General features: G+C 72.7%; 8 protein-coding genes and 1 pseudogene. 4 read left to right on the forward strand and 5 right to left on the reverse strand.

All coding sequences use genetic code 11. The annotated features are described in order from the left end of the window. Positions 1-225: 225 nt before the first annotated feature. Both ASG32_RS01485 and ASG32_RS01490 read left to right on the forward strand, forming a co-directional pair. Positions 226-1,956: a methyl-accepting chemotaxis protein gene (locus ASG32_RS01485; protein WP_244491761.1), complete on the forward strand. Its 1,731-nt coding sequence runs from the start codon at positions 226-228 to the stop codon at positions 1,954-1,956. 36 nt (positions 1,957-1,992) lie between these two features. Continuing rightward, positions 1,993-2,943: a substrate-binding domain-containing protein gene (locus ASG32_RS01490; protein WP_056521708.1), complete on the forward strand. Its 951-nt coding sequence runs from the start codon at positions 1,993-1,995 to the stop codon at positions 2,941-2,943. A 48-nt stretch (positions 2,944-2,991) separates the two neighbouring features. Here the strand turns inward: ASG32_RS01490 and ASG32_RS01495 are convergent, their stop codons facing one another. Continuing rightward, positions 2,992-3,804, reverse strand: a complete 813-nt coding sequence (locus ASG32_RS01495) for a universal stress protein (RefSeq protein ID WP_056522259.1) — start codon at positions 3,802-3,804, stop codon at positions 2,992-2,994. Positions 3,805-3,988: 184 nt separating this feature from the next. Here ASG32_RS01495 and ASG32_RS01500 point away from each other — a divergent pair. Continuing rightward, a pseudogene (locus ASG32_RS01500) lies at positions 3,989-5,431 on the forward strand (cytochrome ubiquinol oxidase subunit I). Between the two features lie 4 nt (positions 5,432-5,435). Then, positions 5,436-6,449, forward strand: coding sequence for a cytochrome d ubiquinol oxidase subunit II (cydB, locus tag ASG32_RS01505; protein ID WP_056521711.1), 1,014 nt, complete (start codon positions 5,436-5,438; stop codon positions 6,447-6,449). Between the two features lie 72 nt (positions 6,450-6,521). On the opposite strand, the gene ASG32_RS01510 is transcribed toward cydB, so the two are convergent. From ASG32_RS01510 to ASG32_RS01525, 4 genes are all read right to left on the reverse strand, one after another. Beyond that, positions 6,522-7,346, reverse strand: coding sequence for an alpha/beta hydrolase (locus ASG32_RS01510; RefSeq protein WP_056521714.1), 825 nt, complete (start codon positions 7,344-7,346; stop codon positions 6,522-6,524). 64 nt (positions 7,347-7,410) lie between these two features. Next, positions 7,411-8,694 carry a hypothetical protein gene (locus ASG32_RS01515; protein WP_056521717.1) on the reverse strand — a complete coding sequence of 428 codons (1,284 nt, stop codon included), beginning with the start codon at positions 8,692-8,694 and terminating at the stop codon, positions 7,411-7,413. Then, positions 8,691-10,475: an alpha/beta fold hydrolase gene (locus ASG32_RS01520; protein WP_056521720.1), complete on the reverse strand. Its 1,785-nt coding sequence runs from the start codon at positions 10,473-10,475 to the stop codon at positions 8,691-8,693. The genes ASG32_RS01515 and ASG32_RS01520 overlap by 4 nt, the downstream gene beginning before the upstream one ends. Then, positions 10,465-12,900, reverse strand: a complete 2,436-nt coding sequence (locus ASG32_RS01525) for a hypothetical protein (RefSeq protein ID WP_056521722.1) — start codon at positions 12,898-12,900, stop codon at positions 10,465-10,467. Before ASG32_RS01525 ends, ASG32_RS01520 begins: the two co-directional genes overlap by 11 nt. Positions 12,901-12,903: the final 3 nt, after the last annotated feature.

Raw genomic sequence — 12,903 nt, forward strand, 5'->3', positions numbered from 1 at the left:
ACAGAATCGGACGCCTAGCAGCTTCCCCTACAATAATGCATCGCCATCTCGCTCGCTATTCCGATATTTGTCTTAATATAGTTTGATTGTGCAAATTATAAGTCTGCCCGTATAAGCATATAATTCAGCTTTACCGAGGGTCGAAGCAAAGTTTCAAAAATTTTGATGCATTTGTCGGACCATTGAAGGCAATTGATTTTTCTTGGTCCGTAACATAGACGCGCCATGGTGATCCTTCCTAGGGTCAGGATTGTGGTGCCATTCCTTATCCGAACAACCCGTCGCTGCACCCTGCGTTTCAGAACGATCTTGATCGTCTTCGCAGGGTCGATGACCTCGCTCACATTTGGAATTGTCTACGTCCTGCTATTGCAGGTCGGCGCGATTGACGCTGCCAGCCGCACTCTGGCTCAGGAGATCGGGGCTGTCCGGGCTCTCGGCACCATGAAGCAGCGGACACAGGAGCTCGGCGCGTCGGAACGTCCCGCGCGCGCCGTATCGTCCGAGGCTGGCCCTCGGCAGGACATCGATTGGACAACCGCGGCGCACGAGGCATTCCTCAAGGCCTGGACCACCTATGTTCCCACGATAAGGACGGCGGACGAGCGGGAGCGCGCTCGCGGTCTGTGGGACGCGTGGCAGCATTTCCTCGCCGTGGAGGCGGAGGCGGCCGCCCTCGACAGGGCTGGGGAACGCGATCTCGCCGACAGGGTGCGGACGTCGGCTCTTCCGGCCGACGCGGCAGCCGTCGCACGGGATGTCGACGCGCTGCTGACCGACCGCGACGCCGCGGTCGCCGAGCAACTCGGAGCTGTCGACGCCGCCGGCTCGACCTTGCGCCCGAGCCTCGTGGCCGGCTTGTCCGCCGCTGCGCTGGCTGCCCTGGTCCTGGTGCACGCCCTCCTACGCGGCGTCGCGCATCCGATGAGAGCGCTGGCCTCCGCCATGCAGCGACTGACCGACTACGATCTCACCGTCACGGTCCCGGCGGCAGCGGGCTGCACCGAACTCGGCGTCATGGCGGCCGCGACGAGAGCTGTTCAGGAAACGCTGCGGCGGGCCGTGTTGCGGGACGCGGAGGCCGATCGGTCGCGCGCTCAGAGTGAGCAGCGCCGCGTCGTGATCGAGTACGCGACCGAGCGGGTCGAGACCACGATCGGCGGCATGGTCGAGGCCGTGTCTTCGACCGCCGCGGCACTGCGCGTCACCGCCGACGACGTGGGCCAAGCGATCCGCGATGGGGCGGTTCGATCGACCACGTTGGGCGCTGCGCTCGCGCAGACGCGATCGAAGGTCCGGCAGATCACCGTCTCTGCCGACACGTTCGGCGCGGCGGTCGAAGAGGTCGGGGCGCAGGCTGAGGCCACCGCGGCCCTGGCCGGAAGCGCCGCGGCGGACGCGGCCCGGACGACCGGCCGCGTTCAGGCGCTGAGCAGCGCCGTCGACCGGATCGGCGACGCGGTCCGCCTCATCGCCAAGATCGCAGCACAGACGAACCTGCTCGCCCTCAACGCCACGATCGAGGCCGCCCGGGCCGGCGAGGCGGGCCGCGGCTTCGCGGTGGTCGCCTCCGAAGTGAAGGCCCTGGCCGCGCAGACCAGGGAGGCCACCGAGATCATCGGCCAGCACGTCTCCGAGATCCGGGGCTCGACCGACGCGGCGGTGTCGGCGATCGCGGGCATCACGGCGCGGGTCGAGGACATGAGCCGCGCGGCGAACGCCATCGTCGAGTCCGTGGAGCGGCAGGGTGCGACCGCGCGCGAGATCGTGACGGCCATCGCGGAGGCGACCGACGGCACCGAGGAGTTCGACGCGGAGGGCGCGGGCGTCACCGAGATTCCCGAGGCGGCCGAGCCGACGACGGCCGTGTTGACCGCGGCCGACAGCCTGACCCAGGACGCCGCCCGTCTCGGCGAGGCGCTCGCTGGCCTCCTGGAGAGCCTCCGTGCGGCGTGAGGCGGGGCCCGCAGAGAGCGGGACGGAACTGGCCGCATGAACTGGATTGAGTGGGCGCGCGGCCGCTCGATCGGCGGGTCGCTCCGGAGGGGATCCCTCGTCCTCGCTCTCGCGGCTTGGGCGCTGCCGGCCTCGGCCACCACCATCGCGTACCTGACACCGGTAGGCGTCGCCCGGCGCCTGCACGACGGCCTCGACGAGCAGGCACGCGCGCGGGGCGTCGCGACTCGCTTCGCCTACGCGCCCGACGGTGCGGGCGACGAGCAGATCGCGCAGGCGCGGCGGCTGATCGCCGAGAGAGCCGACGCCCTCGTGGTCGTGCCGGTCGACTCCGCGGCGCGCGAGGAGATCATCCGGCTGGCCCTGGAAGCCGACGTACCACTCGTCCTCATCGGCCACGGCGCACGGACCGACTGGTTTGCCGGACGCGTCACCCAGGTCGTGCCGAGCGATCTCGTCGCCGGGCGGCTGCAGATGCGCAAGCTCGCCCAGATGTCGGGTGGGGCCGGACGCGTCGCGATCCTCGCGGGCAGCGCCACCGATCCCGTCTCGGCGCTCCGCAGCAGGGGTGCCAGGGAGGTGCTGGCGGAGAGCCCGCGCCTCCGCCTCGTCGCGGAGGCCGCGACGGATGCGAGTCGCGCGACGGCGCGGGCCACCGTCGCCGGGTGGCTCGCCCGAGGCATCGGCATCGACGCGATCGCCGCGACCAGCGACGAGATGGCGCTCGGCGCCGCCGAGGCGGTCGAGGCTGCCAGGATTCCGGCGGGCCGGATCCGCATCGGCGGGGTGGATGCCACCGCCGAGGGCATGCAGGCGATGCAGGACCTGCGCCTCGCCGTGACGATCTTCCAGGACGCGGGCGTCCAGGGCCGGCGCGCGGTCGACGACGCCCTGGCGCTGATTCGTCGCGAGCCGGTTCCGCCCAGCGACTGGGTCCCGTCCGAGCTGATCACGGACCGCATGTCGACCACGCACTTCTCGCGCTAGACCGCGCCGGCGGGCAGACGCCAGTCGTCCCGGCGCCGGTTCGGCCCGTCAGTGCGCCATGAGGCAGCAGAGGGTGCTCGCCTGCAGGATGTCGCGGGTTGCGCCGCCGAAGGCCCATTCCCGGAGGCGCGAGTGGCCGTAGGCACCCATGACGATCAGGTCGGCCTGCCGCTCGCGCGCGAACCGCAGGATCTCCTCCCCGTCGGACACCGCCGTGGTCAGCAGATGGGTCGTGACCGCCGCGCCGTGGAGCCTGAGATGAACCGCGACCTCCTCAGCCCCCTCGAGGCGGGCCCCTTGACCGGTCGTGACGATGAAGACCTCATCGGCGGAGCGCAGGAACGGCAGGGCGCCCGACACCGCCCGCCGCGCCTCCGGTGTATCCTTCCAGGCCACCACGATGCGGTGGCCCGGCTCCCCGACGTTCTGCTGTGGGACAACGAGGACGGGACGCCCCGCCTCCATCAGGACGGGCACGACCGCCACGCCGAACGGGCTCGGATCGATCTCGGTCGCGGCGGCGCCGCCCACCACGATCAGGTCGGCGGCGCGGCCACTCTCGACGAGATGGGCGAAGGGCCGGTCCGTGCCGCCCCGCCACGCGGTGCGGGGTGCCGCGCCGGCGCAGCGGGCGAAGACGGCCTCCGCGCGCTCGACTTCATGCAGGATCTTCGCCTTCGCGCGCTCGTACTGGGCCTGCGCGTCGCGGATGTCGTGGGCGAAGAGCGGTGCCGGCACCTCGGCGGCCGCGGCGCCGGTGAGCCTCGCATCGAAGCGACCTGCCAGCGCGGCAGCAAGACGGACACGCTCGGGCGTCGACTCGGCGAAATCCACGGATACCAGGATGTTGGCGTAGGACATGGCGATCTCCTCGCGAGCCGTGACCGGCCCCCGCGCCAAAGTCTCGCCCGACGCGCGGGCGAGGGCCTTGATCCAGCGCAATCGCGCCGACGCCCTCAGATTCACGGCACCGGCCTTGAGCTAAATCAACGCGTCGCGATCCGGGCCACGGCAGAGCTGCCGTGTTCGTCCCCTGGAGACCGCGATGTCCGCCCTCGAACTGCCGAGTGCAGTCAATCTCGCGCGAGCCCAATTCGCGCTCACCGTCGTCTGGCACTTCCTGTTCCCGGCCTTCACCATCGGGCTCGCGAGCTACCTCGCCGTGCTCGAAGGCTTCTGGCTGCGCACCGGGAAGGCCGTCTATCTGGACACCTACCGCTACTGGCTCCGCATCTTCGCGGTCGCCTTCGCGATGGGCGTCGTGTCCGGCCTGGTCATGAGCTACCAGTTCGGCACGAACTGGTCGGTCTTCGCCGACCGGACCGCGCCGGTGCTCGGGCCACTTCTCGGCTACGAGGTGCTCACGGCCTTCTTCCTGGAGGCGGGCTTCCTCGGCGTCATGCTGTTCGGCCTGGAGCGGGTCGGCAAAGGGCTCCACTTCCTAGCGACCTGCCTCGTCGCCGTCGGCACCCTGACCTCCGCGTTCTGGATCCTGTCGGCCAATTCCTGGATGCAGACGCCCACCGGCCACGTCGTCGCGCCGGACGGCCGCTTCAACCCGGCCGACTGGTGGGCGATCGTCTTCAACCCGTCCTTCCCCTACCGCTTCGCCCACACGGTCACCGGCGCCTACCTCACCACCGCGATGATCGTCGGCGCCGTGGGCGCGTGGCACCTGCTGCGGGACCGGGCCAATCCCCGGGCCCGGCTGATGTTCTCGATGGCCATGTAATTGGCCGCCGCTGTAGCTCCGGCCCAGTTGATGATCGGCGACCTGCACGGCGGCAATTCCTACGCGCACCAGCCCGCCAAGGTCGCTGCCATGGAGGGTCATTTCCGGACGGAGCGCCGGGCCCCCGCGATCCTGTTCGGGTGGCCGGACGCGGAGGCGGGCGCGGTGCGGGGCCGGATCGAGATTCCCGGCCTCGCCAGCCTCTACCTGACCCACGATCTCGATGGTGAGGTCCGCGGGCTCAACGACATGCCGCGCGACCTCTGGCCGACCAACCTCCCCCTGGTGTTCTGGTCGTTCCGGATCATGGTCGGCCTCGGCCTGCTGATGATCGCCCTCGGTCTCGCCGCGCTCTGGCTGCGCCACCGCGGGCGGCTCTACGACACGCCCTGGCTGCACCGCTTCGCGGTCGGCATGGGGCCGTCCGGCCTGATCGCCGTCACGGCCGGCTGGACGGTGACCGAGGCGGGGCGTCAGCCCTTCACCGTCTACGGCGCGCTGCGCACCGTCGACAGCGTGTCACCGGTGGCGGCCCCGGCCGTAGCCGCCTCGCTGGCGGCCTTCGCGGCGGTCTACCTCGCGGTGTTCGGCGCGGGCATCTGGTACCTCCTGCACCTGTTCAATCAGGCGCCGCACGCCCACGAGCCCGGCCCGCCGCCCGGACAGCCGATCCGCACCGCCGGCATCACGCCCGCCCCCGCCCTCGTCGCCGGCGCTTCGACTGCCGGCCGCCCCCTCGCGCAGCCCGCGGAGTAGCCCGATGCCCCTCGATCTCACGCTCATCTGGGCGCTCCTCATCGCCACGGCGGTCTTCCTCTACGTGGTGATGGACGGCTTCGACCTCGGGGTCGGCATCCTGTTCCCGGCGGTGCGCGGCAAGGCGGACCGGGACGTCATGGTCAACACCGTGGCGCCGGTCTGGGACGGGAACGAGACCTGGCTCATCCTCGGCGGCGGCGGGCTGTTCGCGGTGTTCCCGCTGGCCTACGCCACGATCCTGCCGGCGCTCTACATGCCGCTGATTCTGATGCTCCTCGCGCTGGTCTTCCGCGGCGTCGCCTTCGAGATGCGATTCCGCGCGGCCTCGCCCGCGAGCCAGCGGACCTGGGACCGGTCCTTCTCGTGGGGCAGCTACGTGGCGACTTTCTGCCAGGGCATCTGCCTCGGGGCCCTGGTCCAGGGCATCCGGGTCGAGGGTCGCACCTACGCGGGCGGCTGGTGGGACAGGCTGACGCCGTTCTCGGTGCTGACCGGGGCCGCCCTGGTCGCCGGCTACGGTCTGCTCGGCGCCTGCTGGCTGATCTGGAAGACGGAGAGCGAGCTCCAGCTCCGGGCCTACCGGCTCGCGCGCCGGCTCGGCCTCGTCACGCTGGCGGCCATCGTGGTCGTCTCGGCGGCGATGCCGATCCTCAGCGACGCGTTCCGCGCGCGGTGGTTGTCCTGGCCGAATCTCGCCCTGGCCGCGCCGGTGTCGGCGCTCGTCGCGCTGCTGGCGTGGCGCTTCTTCGTCGCGCTCGATCGGCGGGCCGAAGTGACGCCGTTCCTCTGCGCCCTGGGCCTGTTCCTCATGTCGTATGTCGGGCTCGGCATCAGCCTGTGGCCGATGATCGTCCCGCCGGTGGTCACGATCTGGGACGCGGCGACCCACCCGAGCAGCCAGGCGTTCCTTCTGGCCGGCGCGGTGATCCTGGTCCCGATGATCCTGGCTTACACCGGCTACGTCTACTGGCTGTTCCGCGGCAAGGTCGCGGCGGGCGCGACGGGCTATCACTGAGACCCGCGGCCCGTCGAATGGGGACGCAGGGATCGGCGCGCCGCGCCGGTCCCTGCCCTCGCGCGCTCGGCCTCACGGGCCGGCACGGGCGCCCTTGACGAAACGTGCGACGTCGTCCGCGACCGAGTACCGGAGACTGAACGGGAAGCTCATCGCGTGGACGATCTGCCCGTGCCCGAGACCCGGGTAGATCTTCATCGTCTCCCTGCCGTCGAAGCCGCGCAGCGCCCGGTCGAGCGACAGGGTTCCGGCGGGGTTTACGTCGAGATCCGCCGCGCCGGTGGCCAGCAGCATCGCCGGATGGGGATCCGCGGCGTGGTTGATCGGCTGCAGGGCCGGATCGCTGCCCGCGAACACCTGGCGATCCAGCGGATCGGTCAGCGCCGAAGTCGCGTAGGGTCCGGCCAGCCCGACGATCCCGGCGAGCTTGGCGGGACTGGAGCCGGCCCGCTGGAGCCAAGTCGCGTCGAGGCCCAGCATCGCGGCGGCCCAGGCCCCCGAGGAATGCCCCACGACGGTGACGCGGGCGGGATCGCCGCCGTACTCGGCCGCGTGCGCGAGGGTCCAGGCGACGGCGGCGGCGTTGTCCGCGAGGATGTCCTGGAGGCTCGCCGCCGGCACGTGGCGGTACTCGGGGATGACCGCGACGACGCCCCGCCGCGCGAAGGCCGCGCCCACGTAGGCAACCTCGTCCTTCGATCCGGTCCGCCACCCGCCGCCGTACAGGAACACGGCGACCGGACGCGGCTTCCCGGCGGCTGGCCGGTAGATGTCGGCGCGGTGCGCGCTCCCGTCGGCATAGGGGACGCCCTTGTCCACGTGGACTTCGAGCGGCGCCAGCGCGTTCAGGACCGCGAGGGTCAGGCCGACGATCGTGTCACCCAGGTAGCTCAGCATGGATCAGGCCTCCGCGAGGGTCGGAGATCGGGCGCGTCACGGAACGACTCCGTCGGCGGCGACCCTAGGTGAGCTCGACGACGCCGAGGCGGTCCGTGACCGGGACCGGCACCCGCCTGTCCGCGGGAAGCTCCACCACGCTCACGGCGCCGTCGTCGTCGAAGCGATGGAGGCGCACCCGCCGGGGCTGCCGTGACAGCCGGAGCTCGGCGGTCCGCGCCGGCAAGTCCGGCCGGGGTGCCCGGCTACGCCGGTCCCAGCCGTCGAGGCCGAGCCAGATCGGGACGAGCGTCGCCCCGTCTCGCCGCGCGAACCGCGCGGTGATGAGATCGGGAACGGGGCTGCCGAGCGTGACGTCGCGATCGGCCGGAACGGCGGCGATCTCCCCGGCGGGGGCGCCGAACAGCCGGACGAGGTTGCGCACCGCCGCGAAGGCGGGTGTGGGGCGACCGTCGTGGGCGAGAAGGCCGAAGCGGCTCTCGGGATCGGCGTCGCCGCGGTCGAAGCTGGAGATCAGCTCGTACAGGTAGGTCCGCCGCACGCCCTGGAGGTAGCTCCAGAGCAGCATCCGCGGGAGGTAGCGGGCGCGCAGGCCCGGCGAGATCGGCAGATGGGCGCTGCCGGTGGCGAGTGCCGTGTGGTAGCCGTTCTCGGTCGCGATCACGGGCGCGTCGCCGAAGACCGGGCGCGCGGCCGCGACGAAGCGCGCGAGGCTGCCGCCGCCGTCGGTTTCCGGGTGCTCGGCCCCGGGATAGGCGTGGATGTTGGCGAGGTCGACGACCGCCGCGAGGTTCTGCGCCGCCGCGACGTTACCCTGGATGTAGCTCGGTCCGGCCACGCGGACGGCCTCGGCCCGCGTGTCCGCCCGCACCGCGCGGAACAGGGCCGCCTGATGATCGGCCGAGAGCCGCGCGAGGCCCGGCCGCGCCGCGACCGGCGGCTCGTTGCCGCCCTCCGCCACGATGAGCCCGTCGCCGGCCCAGCCGGCGATCTCGGCGAAGCGCTCCGGCGGCACCCGCGGCCCCGGCGTGAGCCCGTCGTAGAAGATCAGGCTGAAACGGTAGCCCCGGTCGGCCAGATCGGCGATGCGCTCGAACTGCCCGGCCGGCTCGTCGCCGACGAGCACGATGTCGTCGCGCAGGTGCCGGATCCCGAGTTCGTCGAGCGCCTGGGCGCAAGCGGCGAAGCGGTCGACGTAGGGGGTGCCGCGATGGCCGAGATGCACGTTGACGCCGATCGAGTCGATCAGCGCCTCGCAGCGGTGCAGCGGCTCGGCCGCGGCGACCCGCCCGGCCGCGAGGGCGCCCGCTGCCAGGGCGAGGGCCGACCGGCGCGTGAGACGGGTCACGTCCGGCCCGCCAGGGTGAGACCGCTTCCCGGCGCGGCGGCCTTCGCCGCGACGGTGCGCGTCGCGTGGGCGCGGCGGACGGCGCGCAGGAGGTCCTGCAGCGCCTCCGCGACCCGGGCCTGGGCCTCGCGGGAACCGAAATTGTGGTCCACGCCCGGTACCACCGTCACGGGCGCTCCGACACGGCGGTCGGCCGGTCCGGGCGAGCGTCCCAGATGGCGGCGGACGGCCGCGAGGCCCGGATCGCCCGCGCTGTAGAGCAGGCGGATCTCCGCGCCCCGCCGACGGAGGGCCGCGACCCGCCGGGCGGGCGAGCCCCCGAGCGGACCGGGGCGGAGAGCCCGGCGCAGGCGGCGGATCCCGGCCTCGATGCCGCGCCGGGCGAGGACCGAGGCGATGGCGGCGATCCGGATCTCGCCGCGGATCAGCCGGCGCCAGGTCGCGCCCCGCTTGAGCAGGGCCGCGTAGGTGGACGCGCTCCCGAAGGTCTGCCGGATGACCTGGTCGAGGTCCTGATCCGGGTCCCAGTCGAAGCAGTAGAGGTTGAGCAGGAGCGCGCCGTCGATCCGGCGGTCCCGGCAGAGCGCGTGGAAGGCCGCGTAGGCGCCGCTGCACCCGCCCACCAGCAGGATCGGGCCGCCCGCGCCGGCGATCAGGTCGACCGCCGCCGTGACGTCGGCGAAGCCGTCCGCGGCGAAGAGGGGCTTGCGGCCGTCCGGCCGCTCGTCGCTGTCGCCGATGCCGCGCAGGTCGAACCGGACCGACGCGATCCCCTCCGCGGCGAGGCGCCGGGCGAGATCCGTGGTCTGGCGCCCCCATCCGGAATGCACGCTCATGCCCGTCGAGACGAACAGGATCGTCGGCGCCGCGCTCTCCGCCCGGTCGGGCCGGCAGCGGATGCCGATCAGGCCGAGCCCGAAGCGGACCGGCGCCTCCGCCCAGCCCGGTCCGGTCAGCTCGTTCCGGCGCCCGTCGATGGCGATGCCGCCGGGTCGCGGCCTGGCGGCCGCAATCCCGTCGGTCGCGAAGCCGATGACGCGGGCGAAATCCGCGGTCGGGACATCCGAGAAGATCGGATCGGCGACGAGCGCCGCGAGACCCGGGAACGCTCCCGTCGCCACGTCGCAGCCGAGAGCGCCGAGGTGCGCGGCCAGCGCCTTGGTCTCGGGTGCGAGGAGCAGCGCGTGGCGGGCCGGCGCCCGCGCGAGCCGCGCGAGGTTCAGGTCGGCGAGATCGGTGAGGAACGCCGCCTCCATCCGGAAGCCGCCCACGGTGAGGCTGTCCGGGTCCTGCGCCGGGGCGGACCCGTCCGGCAGGCGGCCGATCGTCTGTGCCCGCAGCCGCATCTCGCGCAGATACGCGCGCCCGGTCGTGACCGGCGCCAGCAGGACGAGGCGGTCGACGGCCTCCCCCTCGCCGGCCAGAGCCGCGAAGGTCGCGCCGAGCCGCAGGCCGACGACGACGATCTCCGCGACGCCGGTCGTCGCGCGCAAGTACGCGATGGCCCCACGCACCGCAGCGACGCAGCCAGCGACCCGCGCCTCGTCCAGATCGGCCGAGTTGCCCTCGCCCGGATAGTCGAAGCGCAGCGTCGGGCAGCCCGCCGCGGCGAGGCCCTCGGCCAGGGAGCGCCAGGGCCGATGCGCGGCCATCTGCTCGAAGCCGTAGGCCCCACAGAGGACGACGCCCCGCGTCCCGGCCGCCGGATGAAGCCACCCGAACAGCCCGTCGAAGGTCACCGGCACCGACACCGCGGCCTCGGACCCGACTTCACCCGTCATGACCGAATTCCACGATCTCTTCGCTGTTGATGGCCCGCACGCGCCCGCGCGGGAGCCGGGCGGCCTCCGCGAAGGTGATGATCCGGCTCGACCCCGGGGCGAGGTGGAAGCCGCTGTCGGTCGGCCGTGCCCCCGGGGCCAGCACCTGGACGCCGCGGGCGAAGCGCTCGGTGCTGATCCGCAGACCCGGCCCCGACTCGGTCGCGACAGCTTCGGCCCGGAGGCCGACGGCCGACCGGTCGAGCGGCCCCGCGCTCAGGACGTGGAAGCTCTCGGCGATCACGCGCCCGTCGGCGTCGGTCAGCCGCGCGTGCGCGAGATCGTGGATCCGGGGCCCGAATCGGTAGCTGTCGGTGGCGTCGAAGAAGCGCCCGAGAAGGGTCGCGGAGGTGAACGTGAGCGCCGCCCGCGGGCCGGCCACGAGATCGCGCTCGGCGCGCGCCGCGACGCGGCCCGCCACAGCGCAGAAGATCAGGGACAGCGTCAGCGCCCGGGCCGTCGCCGTCTCGTTGAGGACGTGGACATGGAGGCCGTCGAGGCCCTCATCGGTCAGGAGGACTTGGACCGGGCGGAAGGCGCGCCTCAGCGCGTACCAGGCCGATTTGGGGCGCTGCGTCCAGTCGATCACGCCCCAGCCGGCTCCGGGCGCGAGGTCGCGCATCATCAGGACGAGGCCGCCGGCCGTCGGCGAGCGCGGCCGGCGCCACTCGGAGAAAGTCGCCTCCATGACCTCGGCCACCGCCGCGCGGCCGAGCTCGAGGTAGCGGTCCGGGTCCTCGGCGCGCAGGGTCGCCGGATCGACGCCGTAGAGCGCGCCGACGTAGTGGTCGCGCACCGTCTCGAAGTCCCAATCGGCGCCGCGGTCCTGCGGGATGCCGGCCTGCCAGAGCGGGTCGGCCGGTCCGGTCGGGTCCGGCGTGCCGGGTTCGGGCGGGTTGGCGAAGGCGAGGCACTCGCTGGCGAAGCCGACCTCGGCCCGGCGGGCATCTTCCAGGGGCCGTCGATAGGCGCCGACGCCGAAATAGTGCGTGCAACCCCCGCGCGGCGAGAACGGCAGGTCGCCGCCGGAGGGCGAGTTCGGCACGACGACGAGATCGGGCCGCCACGCTGCCACCCGCTCCGCCAGCGTCTCCGCGCAGTAGGCGTCGGCCCAGATGGCGCGCGGCGCACCGAGCATCGCCGCCTGCTGCCAGACCTCGCTGCCGCCGCAGACCACGCAGAGCGACGGCGCGGTCTGCGTGCGGTCGAGGAATCCGGTCAATTCGCGGTCGAGCGCGGCCGCGAAGGCCGGTTCGGCGTGCGGGTAGTCGAAGTTGGCGAGCATCAGGTCCTGCCAGACCAGGATGCCGAACTCGTCGCAGAGATCGTAGAAATCCGGGGCCGGATAGAGCGTCGTCCCGGGCACGCGCAGCATGTTCATGCCGGCCTCGCGCGCCAGCTCGAGCAATGCGCGGGTGCCGTCCGAGCCCAGCCTGACGAGGTCCGGCGGCGTCCAGACGGCGCCCCGGCAGAAGAGCGGCGCGCCGTTCACGGCCAGCGCGAGCCCCTCCGCGAACGGCCGCGTGAGCGACAGGGTCCGGAAGCCGACGCGGCCCAGGTCGATTTGCGCCCCGTCGACGCGGACTTCGACCGGGTGAAGGTTCGGTGCGCCGTGGGTATGCGGCCACCAGGGCGCGATGCCGGGCAGCGCCAGCGCGCCCGCGAACAGGCCCGGCTCGACCTCCGTGAGTGGGGCTTCGCCGCCGCCGCACCGGAGGAGGACGGTGCCGACCGGACCATCGATCCGCAGCCGCACGGCCACCCGGCCGACGTCGCCGTCGAGGGTCGTACGCACATCCGCGGCGCTCGCGCGGGGGCGGACCTTCTCGACGGTTATCGGGCGGTAGGGCCCGACAAGGTCGATCTCGGGACACCAGCCCGGCATGAAGCCGAGGACGCTGGTGCGCACGTGGCGCAGCGACCCGGGCGTGATCATCCGCGGCCGCCAGCGCCCGCGCTTGGCCGGGCGGTCGAGTTCCGCCCGAAGCGCGCGGAAGCACAGCGCGAGGTCGGAGGCGCCGCCAAGGTCCACGTCGACGACGTGCTCCTCGAACATCGCGCGGGCGCACAGGACCGGGACGCCGTCGAGCCAGACCTCGGCGAGGGTGGCGAGGCCCCCGAAGCGCAGCCGGGCAGGCCCGGAACCGGTAATGCGTGTCCGATACCAGACGTCGCGGTCGTGGATCGGCTCCGGCGCCGCCTCGCTCCAGCGTCCGGCGGCTCGAAGGGCGCCGGCGGCGGTGCCCGGAACCTCGGCGACGATCCAGTCGGTGACCCCGTCCAGATCGCCGGGACCCGCGCAGGCGCCCGCCGGCGTCGCGGCGAGCCGCCAGGGCCCGAACCGGACCTCCGGCGCGCGGTCGTCGACGCTGCGGATGCGGGCCACGAC

The organism is Methylobacterium sp. Leaf361, from assembly GCF_001424445.1.
In the GTDB taxonomy this organism is placed as follows: Bacteria; Pseudomonadota; Alphaproteobacteria; order Rhizobiales; family Beijerinckiaceae; genus Methylobacterium.

Bases quoted from the DNA above. Each gene is read 5' to 3' on its own strand.
- ASG32_RS01510 (WP_056521714.1), bottom strand. From the start codon at position 7,346: ATGCTGAGCTACCTGGGTGACACGATCGTCGGCCTGACCCTCGCGGTC.
- cydB (WP_056521711.1), top strand. From the start codon at position 5,436: ATGCCCCTCGATCTCACGCTCATCTGGGCGCTCCTCATCGCCACGGCG.
- ASG32_RS01520 (WP_056521720.1), bottom strand. From the start codon at position 10,475: ATGACGGGTGAAGTCGGGTCCGAGGCCGCGGTGTCGGTGCCGGTGACC.
- ASG32_RS01495 (WP_056522259.1), bottom strand. From the start codon at position 3,804: ATGTCCTACGCCAACATCCTGGTATCCGTGGATTTCGCCGAGTCGACG.
- ASG32_RS01485 (WP_244491761.1), top strand. From the start codon at position 226: ATGGTGATCCTTCCTAGGGTCAGGATTGTGGTGCCATTCCTTATCCGA.
- ASG32_RS01490 (WP_056521708.1), top strand. From the start codon at position 1,993: ATGAACTGGATTGAGTGGGCGCGCGGCCGCTCGATCGGCGGGTCGCTC.